The organism is Streptomyces sp. NPDC001156 (genome assembly GCF_053598275.1).
Window position 1 is genome coordinate 22,832 of the sequence record NZ_JBSFJX010000038.1, and the last position, 22,301, is coordinate 45,132.

Consider the following 22,301-nt stretch of genomic DNA (forward strand, 5'->3'; position numbering starts at 1 on the left):
ACCGCGCGCGCGAAAGCCGTACAAGGGGCCCGAAAACGCCGTCAGGGAACGCCATGCCGGAACACCGGCCTGAAAACACCGGCCCGGAACGCCAGCCCGTGGAGACCGGCCGCAGAAGAGCAGAGAAGAACAGGTGAGAAGCCACGGCCGCGCACGCGTACGAGAGCCCGTGAGGAGTCCCGTACGCGCACGCGGCCCTGAGTGCTCAGCCCCGGCGGATCGTGATCGTCGTCCACGCGCCCACGTGCACCCGGTCCCCGTCCTGGAGCGGCACCGGAACGAAGGGCTGGATGGGCTCCTCGCCACCGTTGACCGTGGTGCCGTTCGTGGAGTTCTGGTCGACGACGGCCCAGGAGCCGTCCGGCTGCTGGACCAGGAGCGCGTGCTGGTGCGAGACGCCCGGGTCCTCCGGCGGCACCGACAGATCGATGTCCGGGGTGTCACCGGTGGAGTGGCGCCGGCGGCCGATGGTGACCTGGTTGCCGGTGAGGGTGCGCTGCTGCTCCGGGGAGTACGCCGGCAGGTTGAGGCCCGCGGCCTCGGGGCCGGAGCGCTGCATCATCGCCATGAAGTACTCGCGGTCCGGACCGATGGTCGCGATCCAGGTGAGCGGCTGCTGCTCGTAGGGAGGCGGGGCCTGGCCGGAACCGGGCTGCGGGTAGCCGTAGCCCCCGCCCTGACCGGCACCGGGGCCCGCGGGACCGCCGGCCGCCCCGGTGGCAGGGGAGGACGACGGAGGCGAGATCACCCAGTCGTCGTCACCGCCGCCGAAGGACGGACCGCCGGGCTGCGGCGGAGCGGGCGGGAAGCCCTGGGTCGGCGGCGGGGGAGGCGGGGCCTGCCGCTGGAAGGCGGAGGGGGCACCGCCCTGGAAGGCCGAGGGCGCTTCCGGGGCACCGGTCCGCGGACCGCCGGGGCCACCTGTCGTGGGCCCGGGCGGCGGCGGAGCCGGATTCGAGCGATCCCCACCGAAGACGGACGGGCGTGCGGATTCGCCGCCGAAGGCGGACGGGGACGAGGAGTCGCCACCGAAAACAGACGGGCGTGGGGAGTCGCCGCCGAAGGCGGATGGTCGCGGGGAATCGCCGCCGTACCCGGACTGGCGCGAGCCCCCTCCGCCGAAGCCGGCCGGACCGGACGGCTCGTCGCCGAAGGCCGGCCCCGGAGGAATCGGTTCCGCGGGCCGGTTCACCTGCGAGGGGCGGGACCTCTCGTAGTCGAACGAGTCGGGGCCGGGCACGGTCTGCCCGCCCTGCTGGAAGCGCAGGGCCGGGTTCGGCGTCGACGGGCGCGGTGCGGCGGGGGTGTACGACGTCGCCGTGTTGGTCAGGAAGTTCCACCGGCACTCCTCGCAGAACGGCGCGCCGCCCTCGCGGGGCGTGCGGCACTGCGGGCAGAGTTCCGGTTCGGAGTCCGGTGCGGCGGACATCGGCCGTCCACCGGGCCGACCGCCCGCGCCCGGAGGCGGCGGGGGCGAACCCGGCGGCGGATAGCCGTAACCGGTGGTGGGCGGCGGCGGAGGCGGCGGGGGCACGGCACCGGCCATACGGTGACCGCAGACCTCGCACCAGTCGTCGGAACCCGACTGGTGTCCGTTCGGGCAGGTCGGCATGTCGGCGCTTCCCCCTCTCCTTCTCCGGCCGCTGGGGCCGGTGTGGTTCTCCGACCCCGCGGGGTCGGGCTTGTTGCTGGCAGGACCTTCAGGTCACTTCTTTACACGAACAGTCTTTGTGGACCGTGTCTCGAGAGTCATCTCGTCGGCCTCCGCGACCTTTGTCTTCAGTCGCACAGTACCCGTCGTGGCATCGACCACGTCCACCACCTTCGCAAGCAGTTTCGCAGTATCCGCGTTTCCCGAGACGCTGGCGAGCTGAACGGCGCGGCCCAGCTTGGCCGTTGCGCCATCGAAATCACCCGCTTTGCGTAGATCCAGTCCTTGCTGGATGACCTGTGCCAGTTCGGCCTGGCCCGTGTAGTGCGCGACTTGGGGATTGATCGACGTGGATGCCGTCATGTCGTCGGTCCACACGGCCCGTACGAGCCCCTGGGCGCCGAGGTTCTGGGCGCTGCCGTCGCCCTGCGGTATCACCAGGGACACCCGTGCGGCCAGCATCTCCTGGCCGATGTTCGCGGCCGGGACCCGGACGCACACGTGGTAGTCACGGGACTCGTCGCCCCAGGAGCCGGTGGGGTAGTCCCCGGCGCGCGGGCCCGCCTCGGTCCGGCGGGCGGTCAGGTCCTCGACGGCGGGCGCGACCTGCTTGACGAACTTGATCTCCGTCCCGAGAGGCGTCCACAGCCGCAGCGAGACATCGGCGACCTCCTTGCCCATCGCCGTCTCCATCATCTGCGTGAAGTCGGCGGCGAGGGCGGCCGGGTCGGCGACGATGTCGGCGGTGCCGAGGAGCGCGGAGGCGATCCCGGTGACCTCCTTGACCTCCCAGTCGGTGCCCACTCCACGCGCGTCACAGGTGAAACGGCCGGCGCAGGCGTCCAGCGCGGCCTTCAGGTCGGTGGGCGACTCGTGCTCGTTGCGGCCGTCGGTGAGCAGGATGCCGTGGCGTATGGAGACATCGGCCGAGGACAGCAGCCGGTCGGCGAGGCGCAGCCAGGTGCCGATCGCGGTGCCGCCGCCGGCGCTGAGCCTGCGCAGCGCCTGCTTCGCCTGGTCGCGAGTGGTCGCGTCGGCGACGGCGAGCCGCCCGCCGCCCGGGTAGACCTCCTTGGCCACATGGGTGCCGCCGACCACCGCGAAGTGCACACCGTCGCGCAGGGTGTCGATGGCCGCTGCCGTCGCGTCGCGTGCGTTGCGCATCTTGGTCGGCGGGTAGTCCATCGACCCGGAGCAGTCGACCATGATCGCCACGGCGGCGCTCGGGCCGTGCCCGGGCGTGTAGAGGTGGGGCGCGGTGACAGCGCTTCCGGTCGTGCCGCCGCCGGTCGCCGTGACCGTCACGATGGCGTTGACCTCCCGGCCGCCCTCCGGCAGGTACTCGTTCTGGTAGACGTCCACCGAGAACTGCGGCACGTTCGACTTCGAGAAATTGGCCATGCCTTCTCTGATCCCCCTAGAGGACCCCACCGCCGTGGGGTGATGACTGGTTGCGGACCGGTCCCCTCCGGTCCTTGGGCCGTTCTCGCCGGCCGCGGGTGTGCCCACGGGGCACGCCTCAGGCGGATCCTGCCCCCTGCGGAGGGGCGGGGAACGGGAGCACGGCCACTGTTACGTTGTCGTGGCCCCCGCCGTCCAGGGCGTGCCCCACGAGCACCTGCGCGGTGTGCAGCGGCCGCAGTTCGGCGCCGGCCGGCACCACCTCGGCCATCTCCTCGGCGGCCTCGGCGTAGTTCCACAGCCCGTCCGTGCAGACCACGACCACACCCGGGCGGTCCGGCTTGAAGGAAGCGGTGTGCGGCTCCAGTTCGTACGCGTCCGCGCCGAGCCAGCCGGTGATCGCGTGGGCGCGCTCGTCGGCGTACGCCTCGGCCTCGCTCATCAGGCCCGCGGCGACCATCTGCGCGGCCCACGAGTCGTCCTCGGTGAGCCGGGCCGGCGGGGCCGAGCGGTCGACCGGGATCCAGTAGGCACGGCTGTCGCCGACCCAGCCGACGACGAGCAGGCTGCTGGTGACGACCGCGCCGACGAGGGTGCATGCGGGCGCGTTCTGGTGCGGGGTGTGCTCCTGGGCCGTCTCCGGCTCGGTGGCCAGTGCGTTGACGGCGTGCGAGGCGGTCACGATGGCCTCGTGCATGGCCTGCTGGGGGTGGGTGCCGCGCGGCAGGGCGTCCAGCAGCTCCTCGTTCGCCGCGCGGGCGGCGGCGAGCGACGCCTCGTCGGGGCGGGTCGCGGAGGAGACGCCGTCGCAGACGATCGCGACGACGGCGGGCGAGCCGTCGGGCAGCGCGGTCGAGGAGACGGCGAACGCATCCTCGTTGCGGTGGTGGCGCAGGCCCCGGTCGCTGACCGCGGCCACCGCCCCCAACTCCTGCTCCGAGTGGTCGCGTTCGCGCGGCTGGGCGTGGCCGCAGTTCTCGCAGTAGCCGTCGTCGTCCACGTTCCCCGCGCGGCAGGCCACGCAGACCTTGGTGCCGGAAGGCGGAGTCGCCGGGACGGCGGTGCGCGGGTCGACGGGCTGCGGGGCCGCGAGGTGGTAGTCGTCGGGCTCCGACGGACGGTCGAACCGCACGCCCTTGGAGACGTCCTTCGCCGTGGACACGGCGGGCAGCTGCGAGCCGCCCGAGTCGGTGCCCTGGATGTCGGTCGGCAGATGCACCGGTGCGGGCACACCGGGGCCGCCCGACGGGGGTGCGGCGGGCCAGTCCACGGAATCCGCCTCCGAACGCGGGTGCGGTGCCGTGCTGTTCATGGTGAGCGTCGGAGTGTCCGGGGGCGGGGCGGGCACCACCGACAGGTCGTACCCGCAGGCCCCGCAGTAGCGGTCGCCCGACTCGAGGGGCTCCTCACAACTGGGGCACCTCGAAAGAGCTGTCGGCTGGGGCATCTGCGACATCGATCACACCCACGTCCGGGGGCGGTAACGGTTGGCACGTTCCACCAGGTCGATCCTCTCCTCGCCGCCCTGCGCGAGCCTGGCCAGCGTCCGGTACGAACGCTCCAGGCCGAAGCGGAGGCCGCGCTCGTCCAGGTCGCTGCCGAGCAGCGCCCGCCCACCCGGCGCCGCCGGCTCGGAGGCCTGGCTACCGGAGAGTACCCAGTCCAGGGCGCAACCGAGGACCTCTGTGGACAACTGCTCGCGCCGCACGGCGTCCAGGCCGTACGCCTCCAGCGCCTGGACCTGCCCCGCGGCGGCCACGAGGTCGTCCAGAAAGGCGGGGTCGGGGCCCTGGCCCGTACGGTGCCGCAGCCGTGCCCGCACGGCGGCGACACGGGCGGCGGTGTAGTGGATGGAGGCCTCGGGCACGGACTCCAGGGTGCGAACGGCACCGCGGCGGTCGCCGGAGGCGAGCTGGACGCGGGCCAGGCCGAACGCCGAACTGACGTAGCTGGGGTCGGTCGTCCATACGAGTCCGTAGTACTCGGCGGCGTTGTCGAGCTGGCCGAGGACCTCCGCGCACAGAGCGAGGGCGAGCTTCGGGGCGGGCTCGCCGGGGAAGGCGTCGTAGATCGCGTCGAAGGAGAGCGCGGCACCCTCGTGGTCGCCGGTGACCAGAGCGGTGGCACCGCGGTACCACACGACCCGCCAGTCGTCAGGGTGGTCCGCCTCCAGCGCCTCCAGGGCCCGTCCGGCGGCGTCCGCCTCGCCCATCTCCAGCCGGGCCCGCAGTTCGCGCAGGCGCAGCTCCAGGGAGTTCACGGGCGCGGCGTGCAGCGCGGTGATGAGCTCCGAGGGCGCGGAGGCCATGAGACCGGCGAGGAAACCGGCGTTGGGGTCGCCGGGGTCGACGTGAGGGACCGGCAGCGCGAGCGCGGCGGCGGAGGCGCCCACCGTCTTGACGACAGCGGGCGTGGCGGAGCCGTCGGCGGCTGGTCCGCCCGCGCCTGCGGCGCCCGGCCATCCGCCCCCACCGGAACCCGTGACGGCGAAGGACAGGGCGGCAGGAGAGAGCGAAGAGGGGACCACAGAGCCGGTGGACGCGAGAGCGCCGGAGCCCTCTGCGGTCCCTCGGCGGCGCCGGGGCGCCACCACTCTGGCCCCCAGCCGCGACACGTCCCCGTCCAGCCTCGGGAACAGTTCCGTGTCCGTGACCTTGACTTCGGGCCCGAACAGCGTCGACAGAGCGGGCCGCGGGCGGTTCGTCTGGAGGGCGACGACCTCCCGCAGCACTCCCGTCAGCTGCTCCGACATCTCCTGCGCGGACGCGAACCGGCGGGCCGGGTCGGGGTCGGTGGCGCGCACCAGCAGGCGGTAGAAGGACTCGTACCGGCGGAGGACCTCGATGCTGTCCGGGTCGGGCAGGGAGTCCACGTAGACGCTCGTGTAGCCCTGGAAGTCGAAGGTGAGCACGGCGAGGGTGCGCGCGACCGTGTAGAGGTCGCTTGCCACCGACGGGCCGACCTCCGCGACCTCCGGCGCCTGGTAGCCGACCGTGCCGTAGATGGCCGACTCGTCGTCGTCCATCCGGCGTACCGCGCCCATGTCGATCAGCTTGAGCTGGTCCTCGGTCTGGATTGCGTTGTCGACCTTGAAGTCGCAGTACAGGAGGTTGCGGCTGTGCAGATGGCCGAGGGCTTCGAGGGCCTCGATGCCGTATGCGCACGCCTGCTCGACCGGCAGCGGATCGCGGCTTCCGTCCGGGGTGCGGCGGGAGTTGGCGATCTCCTTGAGGGACTTGCCGCCGACGTACTCCATGACGATGTAGCCGTCGAGTGAGCCGGTGCGCTGGTCGAGGTGCTCCACGAAGTTGTAAATGCGCACGATGTTGGAGTGCTCGATCTCCGCGAGGAAGCGCCGCTCGGAGATCGCCGCGGCCATCGCGTCCTGGTCGCCGGTGTCGAGCAGGCCCTTGAGGACCACCCACCGGTCGGAGACCGCGCGGTCCACCGCGAGGTAGATCCAGCCGAGCCCGCCGTGCGCGAGGCAGCCCACGACCTCGTACTGGCCGTGCACGATGTCCCCGGCGTGCAGCTTGGGCACGAACGAGTAGGGGTGGCCGCACTTGGTGCAGAACCCTTCGGTGCGCCCGGTCTTCTCGCCGCGCGACCGCCCCACGGGGGCCCCGCAGTCGGAACGCGAGCAGAACCGCTTGCGCTCGGGGACTTCGGGGTTCTCGAGGACCATGGCACGGGGGTCGGGCCGCGGCACGTCCGGGACCTGTACCAGGCCGAGGCCGAGCCGGCTGCGCCCCGAAGTCCCGCTCGTCGAACCGGAGCTGCGGACCGACACCGAGCGGCTGGAAGAGCGGCCCGTGAGCCGTCCCGAGACCGAGCGGCGGGACTGAGAGGACCGCGACGAGGTGCGGGAGCTGGCCCCCGATCCTGCGCTTTCCGAGCCCTGCGAGCCCTTGCCGCCCGCGGTGACACCCGTGGCGGACGGGCCGACCATGCCCGTCACCGAGACGACCGGCGCGAGCCCGCACGTGTCGCAGTACAGCTCGCCGCCGCCCACGTCCTCGTACGATCCCTCGCAGCCGGGCCGCTGGCACTTCTGTCCTGCCTGACTCATGCTTCCCCCCTCCGGTCGGCCGGCTCGCCCTGCTGGGGCACGCCCGGACCGAGCAGCTCGGCGGTCGCCTGCTGGTAGCGCAGCACCGCCTGTTCGGCGACTCTGAGGTCGCAGGGCGCGCTCCACAGCATGCGGCGCGCCGCGTCGTACCGCTCGACCAGTACCGGGTCCTCAGCGAGGCCGTGCCGGGCGACCTTCGCCTTGTACGCGTCCAGGCGGCCGCGCAGCTCGGCGCGCACAGCCAGGGGCGCGGTGACCGCCGTCAGGGACTCGCGGGCCCGCAGCAGTTCGTCCTCGGCCCTCTGCTCCAGCGACTCGAGGAGCGGTGAGAGGCGGTGCCACTGGGCGTTTCTGCGGTACTCGGCGGCAGTCGCCAGCTGTTCCTGCAGCACGGTCGGCGGACCGCTGACCGCGGGCACCTCCGAGGCGGCGATCTTCGCGAGGACCTCACCGCGCGCGCTGCGGGCCTCTGAGAGTGTGCGATCGGCGCGGCTGAGCAGGTCGCGCAGCTTGACGAGACGGGTCTCGGCATCTTGACGGACCGTCAGGATCGCGTCGATCTCCCGCCGCACGTCCTCCAGGGCGCGCGCCTCGCGGTCGTACGTCGTCGTGTCCGGCCGGCCGCCGCCGGGTGCTGAACTCCCCTGCGTCGGGACCCAGTACGCCAGGGGGTCGGAGACCACCTGCTCGCGCAGGTTCGTCAACGTGCGCGTGATGCGCTCCAGGTCGTCGCCGGCCGGATGCTCACCCGGTCGTACGCCCACGGAGTGCGCCAGTCGGCGGGTGCGCTGCAACTCCGCGGCCAGTAAATCGATTCGGGCAGGCAGCGCGGACCACACCGCGTCCGCGGCGACGACCATGTCCAGCGAGGCCGCGTACAGCTCGTTCATCCGCTCCACGAGCTGTGCCAGCGTGAACTGCTCGCTGAGCCTGCCGGAACCCGCGAGCGTCGGCGCGTTCGCGGTCGCCGACTCGCTGCCCGCCACGGTGACGCCGGAACCGCGCAGCAGGTCGGTCAGCTCGACCAGGTCCTCACGGCTGGACCAGCGGCGGCGGGCGCGGATCTCCCGCGCGCGGCGCAGAGCGTCCGCATAGGCGTCGAAGTACGTCCAGAGCAGGGTGATCGACGCCTCTGTCGACGTCCAGCGCTCCTTGGTGACGCCCGTCAGCTCGGCACCCTCGAGGAGTCTGCGGCCCGCGTGGTCCTGCAGGGCGAGAAGCGAGGTCTCTATGGCCTCGTGCTCCGCGCCGAGCCGCGCCAGCGCACGGTCCACCTCGTCCCGGTCCATCACCGGCCCGGTGGGTCCCGCGACGCCCATCGATCACCTCTCGTCTCGTCGTGCCCAGTGCGCGCTGTCCGGTGCGCCGGGGTAACTCTCCAGTGGTATCAGGTCGGTTGCCTCGGTCAGGAGGAAGGCGGCTGAGACGACGCCGAGTCGGCGCCGAGCGTCTGGGACAACCACTTGTCGTACGAGGTCTGCCAGCCGGTCTTGCGGTAGTCCACCAGCACCTGGTTGACCCGGCGTACCAGATCCTTGGAGTCCTTGTTCATCGCCACGCCGTAGTACTCGGTCGTGAAGGGCTTCCCCTTGAGTTCGACCGTCGGGTCCTGAGCCGCCTGGCTCGCCGCGAGCGCGCCGTCGGTGACGACCGCGTCGACCTCGCCGAGCTGCAGCCGCACCAGGCAGTCGAGCTGGTTGGGGACGGTGGTGGAGATATCGGTGGACGCCGCCAGCCGGCCGGCCTTCTTGTCGTCCGCCAGCCTGGTGTTGGCCGTCGACCCCTCCGCCGAGCAGATCCTCTTGCCGGCGAGCGACTTGTCGTAGCCCGTGATGCCGGACCCCTTCGGGGCGAGGACCTGCTGGCCGGTGGTGAAATACGGGTCCGAGAAGGCGACTTCCCGCAGCCGGTCGCAGGTGATCGTCATGGTGCGCACCACCATGTCCACCTGCCCGCTCTTGATCGCCGGAATGCGCTGGTTGGTGGGGATGGCGTGAAAACGCACGGCGTTCGGATCGCCGAGGATCGCCCGCGCTATCTCGTGGGCGAGGTCGATGTCGAAGCCCTCGAGGTCGCCGCCCTTGGCGTTGGGGTCCCGGTAGCCCCAGCGGTAGCTGTTCTGGTCCACGCCCACCGACAGATAGCCGCGCGTCTTGATGGCCGTGACCGCCCGGCCGCTCTCGTCGCCGGACGGCGGCGGGCTCAGCCGCTCCGGGTGGCCGCCGCAGGAGTCGGCCTTCGCCTGCGTGCCCTCGGCGAGGCCCTGGCCGTCCGTCCCGGTGGACCCGTCCACGCCCGCTCCGCTCAGCGGCAGAAGCAGCGCGAAGACCGCGGTGAGGACACAGGCGACCAGCATCGCCCCCACACCGCCCCAGCCCTTCAGGCTCGCCCTCAGGCGCCGTGTGATCATCGCCGCTCCCCCTCTCACCGGTACTCCGAAAGCCTGCGTCCGATACCCAGCAGCGTGCCCGAAGCGCCCAGCAGTGCGAGGACCGCCGCGCCCGCCGGGAGCCCGGTCATCGCATTCCGGCCACCGCTCGCCGACTGGCGGAACTCGCTCTCCTCGTGCCCCAGTGCCTTCGCCAGGTTCGCGTCCACGCTGTCGAAGCACTCGCCCGTCGGCTGGTCCGCCCCGGAGCCGATGATCTTTTTCAGGGCGGCCTGGTAGTCGCCGTCGTCGTCGGCGGTTCTGGCCTGCTTGTGACGCTGCTGCCAGACCTTCATGTTGCCGGTCGCGGCCGTCACGGGCTGCTCGCCCGCCCGGTCGTCGGCCAGGGACACGGCCTTGGCGAGGCCGGCGGAGAGCGTCTTCATGTCCTGCTGGAAGGCGTAGTCGTACGCGTCCTCGACCGTGCCGTCGGGCAGCTGCTTGGTCTCGGCGCCGCGACTGACCAGCGTGAGGTTCTCGTTGCCGCGCGCGTTCAGGGAGGCGATGCGCGCGTCGTGCAGCACGTCCAGCGAGCGGACGCCGTGGGCGTACGAGGAGTCCAGCCCGGCGCGGGCGACGCTGTGGCCCACGACCAGCCACACCAGCAGGACCGCGGTCGTAGCCGTGCCGGCGACCAGTCCGTGGTTGAGCAACCGGTTCGTACGCAGGAAGTGGCGCCGCTGCGCCCAGCCGAGGGCGGCCAGGGTGAGCACGCCGAGGGCGATGGCGAACCAGGGGTACGGGGTCGCGTCCGCATAGTCGGAGCGCAGCCGCTGGTTCTCCTTGGTGTACAGGTCCTGCGCCTTCGGCAGCATCTCCTGCTGCATCAACTCGTTGGCCGCCCGTAGATAGGCGCCGCCCACCGGGAATCCCAGCCGGTTGTTGGCCCGGGCCCGCTCGATGAGGCCCTTGTACTGAGGGAGCAGTTCGTTGAGCTTGGCGATGGTGGTCGCTGCGGGGGAGCCGGGGTCGGTGCTCGCGGCCGCGGTGACGAGCCCGGCGGCGGCCGTCCTGATGTCCTTGTCGTACCGCGCGGTGGTCGCGGCGGGTTCCTGACCACCCGACAGGAATCCGCTGGAAGCCGTCGTGTTGGCGTCCGCGAGGGAGCGATAGATGTCCGCGGCGCCCGCGCTGAGCGGCTGGCTGCCGTGCAGCACGTCGTCCGCGGCGTTCGCCCGGTCGGTCGTCTGCCAGGCGGTGACGGCCCCGAACGCCACGACGACGAGGGCGAGGACGGCACCGATGACGCGCAGCCGCCCGGGCTCGGTGGTCGCGGCGGTGCGCAACCGGTCGACCCCCTCGGCGAAGGCCGTGCGGCGCGGCGGGGCCGGGCGGCCCGGTGACACGGGGGCCGTCCGTACCGCGGACGTGGCCTGCCGCGGTACGGCGGGCATCGTGGGCGTCGCAGGTGGCGCGCCGCCCTGCTGCGGTTGTGTCACTTGACCTCCCCCATGGTCATCCGTCCGTCACCTCCGTCCGGAGCGTGGGAGCGGACGCAGGCGCACGGCGGCAAGTATCGCCGCCGGGACCGGTATCCGCACAGGCCTTTATACGATCTTGTTTCCGGATCGCAGCGTTTGTGCCGGACGCCGGTCACGCCGGTCGTCGCCCCACCCTGTCCATGAATACGCGGAGTGTCTGTGTTCGGTTCCCGGGGGCCCGGCGGCCGTACAGGGCGCCGGGGCAAGGGTCATGCGTCCTCGTAGTACGTCCGTACGCGCGCGTGTGCCTCCTTCGGGGCGTGTCGGTGGTCCAGGCCCAGCAGGGCGGCGCCGAGCACCGGGCGGGCCGTGACCACCCGCGGGACCGCCTTGGGGGCCCGGCCGGCCAGCAGTTCCCGTATGCGGTCGTCGAGTTGGGGGTGGCGGGCGGCGAGGATGCTGCCGCCGAGCAGCACCGGTGCCTCCTCGTCGAGCAGGTCGAGCCGGGTCAGCGCGACCGCCGCCATGGCCACCACCTCCTCCGCGAGCCGGTCGACGATCGCGCGGGCCACCGGATCGCCCTGCACGGCCGTGGCGAACAGCACCGGCGTCAGCTCATGGCGCCGGTCGTGGGCGATGTGCTCCAGGTGGAGCGCCTCGATGAGCGCGTACATGGTCTCGAGCCCGAAATGCGCCGGCAGGGTGCGCGCCAGCTCCGTGGGCCCGCCCCGGCCGTCCTCCGCGCGGGCCGCCCACCACAGGGCCTCCTCCGCCAGTCCCCAACCGCCGCCCCAGTCACCGGAAATACGGCCGATCGCGGGGAAGCGCGCCGTGCGTCCGTCGGGGCGCATGCCGACGCAGTTGATCCCGGCGCCGCAGACGACCGCCACCCCCCGGGGCTCGGCGACACCGGCCCGCAGGATGGCGAAGGTGTCGTTGCGCACCTCGACGGTCGTGCCCCACTCGCGCGCGTGCAGCGCGGCCGCCAGCTGCTCCTCCTCCACCGGCAGGTCCGCGTTGGCGAGGCAGGCCGAGACATGGCCGGCCGCCGTGACCCCGGCCCGGGCGAAGGCCTGCCCGACGGCCTCGTCCAGGGCGTCCACGGCCGCCGCGACACCCACGACCGGTGGGCGGAAGCCCCCGCCCCGAGCGGTTCCGAGGACCTCGCCGTCTTCGGCCACGACGGCGACGTCGGTCTTGCTGTTGCCCGCGTCGATGGCGAGGACACTTGCGGTCAGGCCCACGCGAGGTGCTCCCGGTTGTGCGCGATCAGCTGGTCGGTGAGGGCTTCGGCGTACTCGTACTGGCCGATGAGCGGGTGGGCGAGCAGGGCACGGAAGACACGGTCCCGGCTGCCGAGCAGGGCCGCCTCCAGAGCCAGCTCCTCGTACGCCGTCACGTTCGCCATCAGGCCCGCGTACAACGGGTCCACGGCGGGCACGGGCAGGGGCGTCGGTCCGTGCGGGCCCACGGCCGCCTGTACCTCGATGACCGCGTCGTCGGGCAGGAAGGGCAGCGTGCCCTTGTTGTACGCGTTCACCACCTGGTAGGGCGATCCTCCTCCGCCCAGCAGCGACGCGGCGAGGTCGACCGCGGCCTCCGAGTAGTAGGCACCGCCGCGCTTGGCGAGCAGCGCGGGCTTCTCGTCGAGTGCCGGGTCGCCGTACATCTCCAGCAGTTGCCGCTCCATGGCCGCCACCTCGGCGGCCCGCGACGGCTTCGTCCTCAGTTCCCGTACGACCTCGTCGTGCGCGTAGTAGTAGCGCAGGTAGTACGACGGGACCGCGCCGAGCCGGTCGAGGAGGGCGCGCGGTAGACCCATGCCTTCGATGATCGAGTCGCCGTGCTCGGCGATCAGTTTCGGCAGCACGTTCTCGCCCTCGGGGCCGCCCAGGCGCACACCGGTCTCCCAGGTGAGGTGGTTGAGGCCCACATGGTCGAGGTGGACGTCGAGCGGAGTGACACCGAGCAGGGCGGCGAACCTGCGCTGGAAGCCGATCGCCACGTTGCACAGACCGACCGCCCGGTGGCCCTCCTGGAGAAGCGCGCGGGTGACGATGCCGACCGGGTTGGTGAAGTCGATGATCCAGGCCTGCGGGTTGGCGCGGCGGACCCGTTCGGCGATGTCCAGGACCACCGGGACCGTGCGCAGCGCCTTGGCGAGACCGCCCGCACCGGTGGTCTCCTGGCCGACGCAGCCGCACTCCAGCGGCCAGGTCTCGTCCTGTTCGCGCGCGGCCTGGCCGCCCACCCTCAGCTGGAGCAGTACGGCGTCGGCGCCCTCGACCCCCTGGTCCAGGTCGCTCGTCGTCACGACGCGGCCGGGGTGCCCCTGCTTGGCGAAGATGCGCCGGGCGAGTCCGCCCACCAGCTCCAGGCGTTCGGCGGCCGGGTCGACGAGGACGAGTTCCTCGACGGGCAGGGTGTCCCTCAGCCGCGCGAACCCGTCGACGAGTTCGGGTGTGTAGGTCGAGCCTCCGCCGACCACGGTGAGTTTCATGTGTTGCTAGCCCTTCACTCCGGTGAGCGTGACGCCCTCGACGAACGCCCTTTGGGCGAAGAAGAAGACGAGGATCACGGGGGCCATGACCAGCACCGTCGCGGCCATGGTGAGGTTCCAGTCGGTGTGGTGCGCGCCCTTGAACGACTCCAGGCCGTAACTGAGGGTCCACGCCCCCGGGTTCTCCGAGGCGTAGATCTGCGGGCCGAAGTAGTCGTTCCAGGCGTAGAAGAACTGGAAGAGCGCGACGGCGGCGATGCCCGGCCTCGCCATGGGCAGGACGACCTTGAGCAGGGTGCGCAGATCGCCGCAGCCGTCGACCTTCGCCGCGTCCAGGTACTCGTTCGGGATGGTCATCAGGAACTGGCGCAGCAGAAAGATGGAGAACGCGTCGCCGAACGCCATCGGGATGATCAGCGGCCACAGCGTGCCGGACAGGTCCAGCTGCTTCGCCCAGAACAGGTACATCGGGATGATGATCACCTGTGGTGGGAGCATCATCATCGAGATCACCAGCATCAGGGACAGGTTGCGGCCCCGGAAGCGGAACTTGGCGAGGGCGTAGGCGACCGGGATCGACGACACGACGGTCAGGACGGTGCCCAGACCCGCGTAGATCAGCGTGTTCTTCCACCAGGTGAGGAAGCCGGGTGTGTCGAAGACCTTCTTGTAGTTGGCCCACTCCCAGGTGTGCGGGATCAGATCGCGGCTGAGCGCCTGGGTGTCGCTCATCAGCGAGGTCAGGAACACGAAGACGAAGGGCAGGGTGAAGAAGAGGGCGGCGGCCACGCCGAGGGAGTGGACCGCGATCCACTCCAGGAGGGCCTTGCGGCGGGCGGTGCGTTCGGCCGGTGAGACGGGTGCTCTCAATTCCACCGGCTTGTCGAGTACTTGGGTCATGGTCAGTCACCTGCCAGGTTGAGACCGCCCCGGCGCCGCATCAGGAACGCGGTGAACACCATGGACAGGGCGAAGAGCACGAGCGCGACCACACAGGCGGAGCCGTAGTCGAAGCGCTGGAAGCCGAGGTTGTAGACCAGCTGGGGCAGGGTGAGCGTGGACTTCTCGGGATAGCCCGGCTCGAACTGCGTGCCGGCGCCCTGGATCACACCCGAGGCGACCTTTCCCGCGATCAGCGGCTGCGTGTAGTACTGCATGGTCTGGATCACGCCGGTGACCACCGCGAACATCACGATCGGCGAGATGTTCGGCAGGGTGACGTACCGGAAGCGCTGCCACGCCGACGCCCCGTCCAGCTCGGCCGCCTCGTACTGCTCCTTCGGCACGTCGAGCAGGGCGGCCATGAAGATGACCATCAGGTCGCCCACACCCCACAGGGCGAGCAGGGTGAGCGCGGGCTTGGACCAGGCGGGGTCGTTGAACCAGCCGGGCGCCGGCAAGCCGATCGTCTCCAGGATCGAGTTGACCGGTCCCGTACCGGGGTTGAGGAGGAAGGCGAAGGCCATCGTGGCGGCGACGGGCGGGGCGAGGTAGGGCAGGTAGAAGAGGGTGCGGAAGACACCCGTACCCGTCTTGATCTTCGTGATGAGCATGCCGACGCCGAGCCCGAAAACGACCCGCAGGCTGACCATCACGAGGACCAGCCACAGGGTGTTGCGCAGCGCGGGCCAGAACAGCGGGTAGTCCTGGAAGACGTACGCCCAGTTCTTCGTCCCGCTCCACGTCGGCGCTTTGAAGCCGTCGTAGTGCATGAACGAGAAGTAGACCGTGGAGATCAGGGGGTACGCGAAGAAGACCGCGAAGCCGATCAGCCAGGGCGACAGGAAGGCGACCGTCCGAAGCGCCGCCCGGCGGCGCTTGGACGCGAGGGTGATCGTGCTCATCGCTACTTGGCCTGCGCGATGTCCGTGTCGATCTGCTTGGCCGTGCTCTCGAGGCCCGACGTGAGGTCCTTGACCTTGCCGCTCTCGTAGTCGTAGCCGAGCTGCTGGATCGTCACCAGGTACTGGCCGCCGTTGATCGACGCGGGAGTCGTGGTCGAATCCGGGTTCGCCGCGATGTCCAGGAACGTCTTGAAGCGCGGGTCGTACTTCAGCTTCGGGGACTTGAGCGCGGCCAGCGTGGACGGCACGTTGTGGATGTCGTTGGCGAAGCCGACCACGGCGTCCGTGTCCGTGGTCATGTACTTCACCAGCTCCCAGGCGGCGTTCTGCTTCTTGCTGTTGGCGGCGATACCGGCGATGGTGCCAGTGATGTAGCCCTTGCCGTACTGGGAGGCCTGGCCGTCGGGCACGGGCAGCGGGGCCACTCCGATCTCGAAGCCGGGCTTGGCGTCCAGGGCCATGCCGAGGCGCCACTCGCCGTCGAGCTGCATGGCGACCTGGCCGGTGTGGAACGGGTGCTTGGGACCCCATTCGTCGCCCAGCTTGGAGCGGTACTTCTCCAGCTTCTGGAAGCCGCCCAGTTCGTCCACGAGCTTCTTCTGGAGCGTGAATCCGGCGGTGAACGCGGGGTCGGTGGCGAGGCTCGACTTGCCGTCCTTGCCGAAGTACGTCGGGGAGAACTGGGCGAAGTAGTGCTCGGTGGTCGTCTCCCAGCCGTGGTAGTCCGGCATGAAGCCGAGCTGCTTGTAACCGTCGCCGTCGGAGATGGTCAGCTTCTTCGCGTCGGCCTCGAACTCGGACCAGGTCTTGGGCGGGTTCGCGATGCCCGCCTTCTTGAAGGCCGTCTTGTTGTAGTAGAGCCCGTAGGCATCGCCCAGCAGCGGCACCGTGCAGCGGTTGCCGTCGAACTGGGTGTACTCGTTCATCGCCTTCGGGAAGGTCGCGTCCGGGTCGATGCCCGACTTCTTGAAGAAGGGGTTGAGGTCGACCAGGGCTCCCGACGAGCAGAACTTGCCCACGTTGTTCGTGGTGAAGGAGGAGATGACGTCGGGCGCCTTGTCCCCGCCGCTGCGCAGCGCCTGGTTGATCTTGTCGTCGGTCATGTTGGCGACGACGTTGACGTGGATGTTGGGATGCGCCTTCTCGAAGCCCGCGATCAGCGCGTTCACGGCCTTCGTCTCCGAGGGCGCGCTCCAAGCGTGCCAGAAGTTGATGGTGGTCTCCTTGGACGCGTCGTCGTCCGCGCCGGAGGAGGACTGCCCGGTACAGGCGGTGGTGAGAAGAGCGAGGGACGCGGTGAGGGCGAAAGCCGTCTTTCGGATCACTTCGGGCATGACGGGGTCTCCCTGGGACGGGCTGGGTGAGGTACGGGCCGGAGCGGGTGCGGGGCCGGGGTGGAACCGGAGTGGATCGGCCGGGGTTCAGCGCGAGGTGTTGAAGACCTCGTCGCGGGTGGTTGCCAGCGCGCTCTCCAACGCGCCGCGCAGCACGGGGTGTTCGCGTACGTCGCCGACCACGAGGCGCGGCCGGGACGCGGCCAGCTCCTCGAGTTCGGCCTGGAGCAGGGTGCGCAGCGGCTCGCCCCCGGAGGTGAGCAAGGCGCCGCTGAGGACCACGAGTTCGGGGTCGAGCACGGAGACCAGCGCGGCAAGGCCGGTCGCCAGCCGGGTCGCGTATGTCTCGAGGAGCCGCCGGTGGGGGCCGGTGGTGCTGTCGGCGCCGAGGGCGACGAGAGCGGCGGCGACCTCGCTGTACGGGCCGGTGGGCACGTCCTTGATGCCCAGATCCCGGGCCAGCCGGGGGATGGCCTGGGAGCCGGCCAGCTCCTGGTAGCCACCGCTGTTGGCCCGGGTCACCTGGCGGACCAGGGGCGCGCCGGGCACCGGCAGGAACCCCACCTCGCCAGCGCCCCCGGTCCAGCCGCGGTGCAGCCGGCCGCCGAGCACGAGGGCGGCGCCGAGACCGCCCTCGTTCCACAGCAGGACGAAGTCGTTGTGGCCCCTGGCGGCGCCGAGCCGCTGCTCGGCGAGGGCGACGAGATTGACGTCGTTCTCGTACTCGACGGGCATCGGCAGAGCGGCCGCGAGTTCGTCGAGCAGCGCGGGGGAGTGCCAGCCGGGCAGATGGGAGGCGTAGCGCAGCCGTCCGGTGTTGGGGTCGAAGGCCCCCGGAGTGCCGATGACCACCCGGTGCACATCGGAAACCGCGAGCCCGGCGGCCTTCACCGCCCCCTCGAGAGCGTCCGTGACCTGGCGTACCACGGGCTGCGCGCGGCGGCCGGGGGTGGGCAGTTCGTACTCGCCCACCGACCTGCCGGTGATGTCGGCGACGGCGGCGAGAATGCGCTCGGGGGTGACGTCGAGGCCGGCGACATGGGCGGCGGCCGGGTTGACCGAGTAGAGCTGGGCGCCCGGCCCCGGACGCCCCTCGCTGGTGCCGGTCATCAGGACGAGGCCGGCGGCTTCGAGGCGGGCGAGCAATTGGGAGGCGGTGGGCTTCGACAGGCCGGTGAGCTTGCCGATACGGGTACGGCTGAGCGGACCGTGCTCCAGGAGGAGATCGAGGGCGGCGCGGTCGTTCATGGCGCGCAGCACGCGCGGGGTGCCCGGCGTGCCGGCGGATCCTGCCATGTCTGTCGCCACCTGCCTCTCAACAGCCCAGCTTCCCAGCGTGGCCGCCGGGAAGTCCACCGGATGATCTTCCGGGTGTCCTCCCGTGTTCGGGCGGTCCCGAAGATCACTGTTAGGAAAGTTTCCTATTGGGTGAGAGGAAGTTAGGCCTGCCGCAAGGGAGGCGTCAATACCGGCCACTGGTGGCAATCAACTCGTTACGTACGGAGCCACCGGGAACGGCCGAGGCCGCCGACCGTATGCCCGGCGGCCTCGGACGGAGTGCGTGTGGTCAGCTCTCCAGGAACGGGGCGGTGTCCAGCGTCGGGTACGGGGCCGGCAGCGAGAGGGGCTCGCCCAGGTGCACCTCGGACTCGTCGCCGAAGTACGCCTTGGTGGGGTCGTCCCCGGGCATGACCGGGTCGGTGGAGCGGTGAGCGGTCTTCGTGTCGCGGTTGATCAACACGTAGAGGGGCGCCGGCGGCGTAGGCGCGGAGCTTGGGCCCGGTGTCCGTCTCGTGGTTCGTGGACGTGACCTCGCCGACCAGAGCGAGCATGTCGATGGGGTACCAGCCTTTGTGGGCCCGGCGGTAGGACTCGTCCGACCTGGACGCCTTGCGACGATCCGGTCGGGCCGCTGACCTGCAAAGTCGTTCCGTTCACTCGAACGAGCGTGCCGAACCGTTCCGCCCTCTCGTACACGCCAAGAGGCGGCGCCCGGAGCATCCGGACGCCGCCTCTTACATACGACCTGTCACCTCGTCGCCGGCCGTGGCGGCACGATCGGAGACGCCGCCTGCGCCTGCGGGGACTCGGGATTCGAGAGGACCGACGGCGCCGCCACCACCGCAGTCGGATCGATCGGGGGCTGCGGCCCCGGCTCGGCTGGCAGGCCGCCGACGATGGGGATGTGCGCCTCGTCGAAGGCCAGCTTGATGCGCCAGCGCAGCTCGCGCTCCACTGCCAGAGCCTTGCCCGGCATCGTCTTCGCCGAGACGCGGACGACCATCGAGTCCAGCAGCACGCTGTCCAGCCCGAGCACCTCGATCGGGCCCCACAGGAGCTCGTTCCACGGCTCGTCCTTGCTCATCCGCTCCGCCACCGCGTCCAGGGTCGACTTCACCCGGTCCAGGTTCTCGACGGAGCGGACGGTCACGTCGACCCCGGCCGTCGCCCAGCCCTGGGAGAGGTTGCCGATGCGCTTGACCTCGCCGTTGCGGACGTACCAGATCTCGCCGCCCACGCCGCGCAGCTTCGTCACCCGCAGGCCGACCTCGATCACCTCGCCGGAGGCCACCCCCGCGTCGATGGTGTCGCCAACGCCGTACTGGTCCTCCAGGATCATGAACACGCCGGACAGGAAGTCCGTCACCAGGTTGCGCGCACCGAAACCGATCGCCACGCCCGCCACACCGGCGGACGCCAGGAGCGGCGCCAGGTTGATCTGGAAGCTCCCCAGGACCATCAGCGCGGCCGTACCTATGATCATGAACGACGCCACCGACCGCATCACCGAGCCGATCGCCTGCGAGCGCTGCCGGCGGCGCTCCGCGTTCACCAGCAGCCCGCCGAGGGCCGTCCCGTCCACCGCCTCGGCCGTGCGGCTCATCCGGTCGATCAGCTTGGTGATCGCCCGCCGCACCGCCACTCTCAGTACCGCCGCGATCACCAGGATCAGCAGAACCCGCAGGCCGATGGCGAGCCACGTGGACCAGTTCTGCTCGACCCAGCTGGCGGCGTTGTTCGCGCTCTCCTGGGCGTCCTGGAACGTGGGGACCGCTGGAGACGTCGTCTGCGAGGGCGACGGATACGGGGTGACGCCGGCGGCCGATAGCGCGGGCAGGGACACGGCAGGTACCTCCTGGTGCAGCGTCTGCCTCCGGTGCGGGCGGTCAAGGTGGGCAGGGCCATCGGGGCCATCGAGGTCACGGAAGGGTCACCGGAAGGGCAGGGCACCACACTAACGGGGCATCGCGTGGGGATCGTGCCGATGTTCCGCGGAGAGACCGTGCTCACCTGGGGAAGTAAAGGGGTGCGCAACGGGGGATGCATCGGGTGTGGTCGAAAACACTCCCAGCCCGTTACCGGGACATGGTGGCGCTTCCACCAGGCATGAGGGGAAACTGACTGCAGATCGTCCCGGCGCGAGCCACGCGCCGCCGGCGTACAAGGAGGCATCCGTGCCGCATGTCCTGGTCCTCAATGCGTCGTACGAGCCACTCGGCGTCGTACCGCTCCGCCGCGCGCTCGTCCTCGTCCTCGAGAACAAGGCCATCTGCCTCGAGGAGTCCGGCGCCTTCATGCACAGCGCAACCGTCACTGTCCCCGCACCGAGCGTGGTCCGGCTGAAGCGATTCGTTCGGGTTCCCTACCGGGGGCCCGTTCCTCTTACCCGGCGCGCGCTCTTCGCACGTGACGGCGGCCGGTGCATGTATTGCGGTGGCGTCGCAACCAGCGTCGACCACGTCATTCCGCGCAGCCGCGGTGGTCAGCACGTCTGGGACAACGTGGTGGCGTCCTGCCGCCGCTGCAACCACGTCAAGGCCGACCGGCATCTCTTCGAGCTGGGCTGGCGGCTGCGTCACAAACCGGCGCCGCCGACCGGGCTCGCCTGGCGCATCATCGGAACCGGGCATAGGGACCCGCGCTGGCTGCCATACCTGCAGCCGTACGGCGCGGACGACGCCTTGGCCCGGATCGACGGCATTTCAGCCTGACGATCCGGGCTTTTGCATACCCGGGGCATGCCCCGTGGCACTCATGGCCACGGGGCCCTTCCGGCTGAGCACCACGACGTACGACGTGAAGCGCCCGCCGCCCGACCCTAGCCGCACCGACCGTGGCCGCCCCGCGCCCACACCGTGACCGTCCGACCTGGGCCGGGGCCTAGGTGGTCGCCCGCCTCCGGCTACCGCGGGGTCCCAGGCGGGGGTCCCGGAGGCCCGTCACAGCTCCGGTACCCCGCCCACGTCGCAGGCGCCCCGGGCCGCGAAATAGGCGGACAGCCAGACGCGGCGCTCCTCCTCGTCCATCGCCGCCAGACGGGCCCGGGCCGCGCGGCGCTTCCTCAGCTCCGCACGATGGGCTTCGTCGCCCCGGGCGTCCTCGTCGTCGAAGGCCTTCCGCAGCGGGTTGGGCGCTAGATAGTTCTCCACCGCGTCGTCCGCCCGGAGCACGCGTGCGTTCGTCCTCTCCCGGCAGTCGCCGCGCAGCCGCAGCGCCGCCACCGCCTCCCACGCGTACTGCTGCGGGTCGGTCAGCCGCCCCCGTACGACCGACCGCCCGAACGGCGTGACCATCGGCAGTTCCGCCTCGTCGGGCCGGGGCGAACCCGGGTGGTCCTCCCATCGGACGGGCAGGTTCCGTACGCCCTTGAGCCGGCCGGTGATGCCCGACAGGGCATCCGTGACCTGCGGGAGCAGTCCGGCGTAGCGGGTATTCACACAGACGGCGGGCGTGGTGGACGTGTCGCACACCTGCCGCCGGGCGACCGGGTCGTCGTGCCACAGCCCGTCCCCGGTCTGCACCAGCAGTGCTCCCGCGGCCGTGGCGACGGCCAGCGGCAGCAGGGCCGTGGACCGGCGGCGGAGGGTGTGCACCAGCACCGCGGCCGCCGCGAGACCGCCTGCCCACACCGCCATCGCCACCGGCTGCCACCACACCGGTACCCAGGTGTCCGGGACCGGGAAGGCCGGATTGAGCGAGCGACAGAAGCCGAAGCGGTCCAGCGCGAAGCCGAGACCGAGGTAGCTGGCCACGGCCAGCAGCGGAGCCGCGAGCCGCGAGGGCACCAGCCGGCCGACGACCTGACCGATCAGCGCGGCGGCCGCCAGCGCCACCGCATCGCCCGGCAGCGCGATCGGCCAGGGGCGGCCGCCCTGGGCATAGGGCCAGGTGGCCAGCAGGGCCAGGGCCGCCGCCATCAGGTACCCGGCGGCCATCCACAGCCCGATCGGCAGCGCCGAGGCCAGGAACCGGACGAGCGGTCCCCGTGCGGCCGTCCGCCACAACTCCTCGGTGTGCCGCCGCCGTTCCCGCCCGCCCTGCCGGCAACCGGCGGCCACCGCGAGCGGGACGACGACCAGCAAGGCGTTGTGCAGCTGCGCCGCCGTCTCGTCCCAGCCGCCCTGCCAGCGCCTGGCGGAACCGGTCAAAGAGGTGTCCTGCAGCACTTCCCGCACCACTTCGGGATCGGCGCAGCGGCGCGTCAGCCGCGCGTGCAGCCAGCCCGCGTGCCGGTCGTAGAGCGTGGCCATCGCGGTCGAGTCGCCGTCCGCGACGGCGCGCAGCAAGGCCGCGTCCGTGTCCTTCTCCCGGTGGCCCCCCATGGGGCGGAACAGTCTCACACCCCCTCTATCGGTCCCGCCGGAGTCGCCGG

The 22,301-nt window shown here is 71.2% G+C and carries 17 protein-coding genes; 1 reads left to right on the top strand and 16 read right to left on the bottom strand.

The genetic code is table 11. The features are described from left to right. Nucleotides 1-205: 205 nt before the first annotated feature. The 15 genes from ACWDA7_RS19965 to ACWDA7_RS20035 all read right to left on the bottom strand — a co-directional run bounded on the left by ACWDA7_RS19965 (nucleotide 206) and on the right by ACWDA7_RS20035 (nucleotide 19,772). Nucleotides 206-1,612 carry an FHA domain-containing protein gene (locus ACWDA7_RS19965; RefSeq protein ID WP_450605585.1) on the bottom strand — a complete coding sequence of 469 codons (1,407 nt, stop codon included), beginning with the start codon at nucleotides 1,610-1,612 and terminating at the stop codon, nucleotides 206-208. Nucleotides 1,613-1,705: 93 nt separating this feature from the next. Continuing rightward, nucleotides 1,706-3,052 carry a vWA domain-containing protein gene (locus ACWDA7_RS19970; protein WP_450605586.1) on the bottom strand — a complete coding sequence of 449 codons (1,347 nt, stop codon included), beginning with the start codon at nucleotides 3,050-3,052 and terminating at the stop codon, nucleotides 1,706-1,708. 118 nt (nucleotides 3,053-3,170) lie between these two features. Further along, nucleotides 3,171-4,508, bottom strand: coding sequence for a protein phosphatase 2C domain-containing protein (locus tag ACWDA7_RS19975; protein ID WP_450605587.1), 1,338 nt, complete (start codon nucleotides 4,506-4,508; stop codon nucleotides 3,171-3,173). Nucleotides 4,509-4,511: 3 nt separating this feature from the next. Beyond that, the gene (locus ACWDA7_RS19980) at nucleotides 4,512-7,121 is read right to left on the bottom strand and encodes a tetratricopeptide repeat protein (protein ID WP_450605588.1); all 2,610 of its coding nucleotides are present in this window, start codon (nucleotides 7,119-7,121) and stop codon (nucleotides 4,512-4,514) included. Further along, nucleotides 7,118-8,440 carry a hypothetical protein gene (locus ACWDA7_RS19985; protein WP_450605589.1) on the bottom strand — a complete coding sequence of 441 codons (1,323 nt, stop codon included), beginning with the start codon at nucleotides 8,438-8,440 and terminating at the stop codon, nucleotides 7,118-7,120. Before ACWDA7_RS19985 ends, ACWDA7_RS19980 begins: the two co-directional genes overlap by 4 nt. 86 nt (nucleotides 8,441-8,526) lie before the next feature. Further along, the gene (locus ACWDA7_RS19990) at nucleotides 8,527-9,531 is read right to left on the bottom strand and encodes a glutamate ABC transporter substrate-binding protein (protein WP_450605590.1); all 1,005 of its coding nucleotides are present in this window, start codon (nucleotides 9,529-9,531) and stop codon (nucleotides 8,527-8,529) included. 14 nt (nucleotides 9,532-9,545) lie between these two features. Continuing rightward, nucleotides 9,546-10,943, bottom strand: a complete 1,398-nt coding sequence (locus ACWDA7_RS19995; RefSeq protein ID WP_450605617.1) for a hypothetical protein — start codon at nucleotides 10,941-10,943, stop codon at nucleotides 9,546-9,548. 296 nt (nucleotides 10,944-11,239) lie between these two features. Beyond that, nucleotides 11,240-12,214, bottom strand: coding sequence for an N-acetylglucosamine kinase (locus ACWDA7_RS20000; RefSeq protein ID WP_450605591.1), 975 nt, complete (start codon nucleotides 12,212-12,214; stop codon nucleotides 11,240-11,242). Then, complete coding sequence (locus ACWDA7_RS20005) at nucleotides 12,205-13,470, bottom strand: 6-phospho-beta-glucosidase (RefSeq protein ID WP_450605592.1); 1,266 nt, start codon at nucleotides 13,468-13,470, stop codon at nucleotides 12,205-12,207. The genes ACWDA7_RS20000 and ACWDA7_RS20005 overlap by 10 nt, the downstream gene beginning before the upstream one ends. Nucleotides 13,471-13,476: 6 nt before the next feature. Continuing rightward, complete coding sequence (locus ACWDA7_RS20010) at nucleotides 13,477-14,370, bottom strand: carbohydrate ABC transporter permease (RefSeq protein WP_450605593.1); 894 nt, start codon at nucleotides 14,368-14,370, stop codon at nucleotides 13,477-13,479. Between the two features lie 2 nt (nucleotides 14,371-14,372). After that, nucleotides 14,373-15,314, bottom strand: a complete 942-nt coding sequence (locus tag ACWDA7_RS20015) for a carbohydrate ABC transporter permease (RefSeq protein ID WP_450605594.1) — start codon at nucleotides 15,312-15,314, stop codon at nucleotides 14,373-14,375. A gap of 2 nt (nucleotides 15,315-15,316) precedes the next feature. After that, nucleotides 15,317-16,648, bottom strand: coding sequence for an ABC transporter substrate-binding protein (locus tag ACWDA7_RS20020; protein ID WP_450605595.1), 1,332 nt, complete (start codon nucleotides 16,646-16,648; stop codon nucleotides 15,317-15,319). A gap of 87 nt (nucleotides 16,649-16,735) precedes the next feature. Continuing rightward, nucleotides 16,736-17,944 carry an ROK family transcriptional regulator gene (locus tag ACWDA7_RS20025; RefSeq protein ID WP_450605596.1) on the bottom strand — a complete coding sequence of 403 codons (1,209 nt, stop codon included), beginning with the start codon at nucleotides 17,942-17,944 and terminating at the stop codon, nucleotides 16,736-16,738. Nucleotides 17,945-18,215: 271 nt separating this feature from the next. Beyond that, the gene (locus ACWDA7_RS20030) at nucleotides 18,216-18,386 is read right to left on the bottom strand and encodes a hypothetical protein (protein ID WP_450605597.1); all 171 of its coding nucleotides are present in this window, start codon (nucleotides 18,384-18,386) and stop codon (nucleotides 18,216-18,218) included. A gap of 291 nt (nucleotides 18,387-18,677) precedes the next feature. After that, nucleotides 18,678-19,772: a mechanosensitive ion channel family protein gene (locus ACWDA7_RS20035; RefSeq protein ID WP_450605598.1), complete on the bottom strand. Its 1,095-nt coding sequence runs from the start codon at nucleotides 19,770-19,772 to the stop codon at nucleotides 18,678-18,680. A 331-nt stretch (nucleotides 19,773-20,103) separates the two neighbouring features. Here ACWDA7_RS20035 and ACWDA7_RS20040 point away from each other — a divergent pair, with 331 nt between their 5' ends. Further along, nucleotides 20,104-20,640 carry an HNH endonuclease gene (locus tag ACWDA7_RS20040; RefSeq protein WP_331267001.1) on the top strand — a complete coding sequence of 179 codons (537 nt, stop codon included), beginning with the start codon at nucleotides 20,104-20,106 and terminating at the stop codon, nucleotides 20,638-20,640. A gap of 228 nt (nucleotides 20,641-20,868) precedes the next feature. On the opposite strand, the gene ACWDA7_RS20045 is transcribed toward ACWDA7_RS20040, so the two are convergent. Next, nucleotides 20,869-22,269 (bottom strand): RNA polymerase sigma factor, encoded by a 1,401-nt coding sequence (locus ACWDA7_RS20045; RefSeq protein WP_450605599.1) that lies wholly within the window; start codon nucleotides 22,267-22,269, stop codon nucleotides 20,869-20,871. Nucleotides 22,270-22,301: the final 32 nt, after the last annotated feature.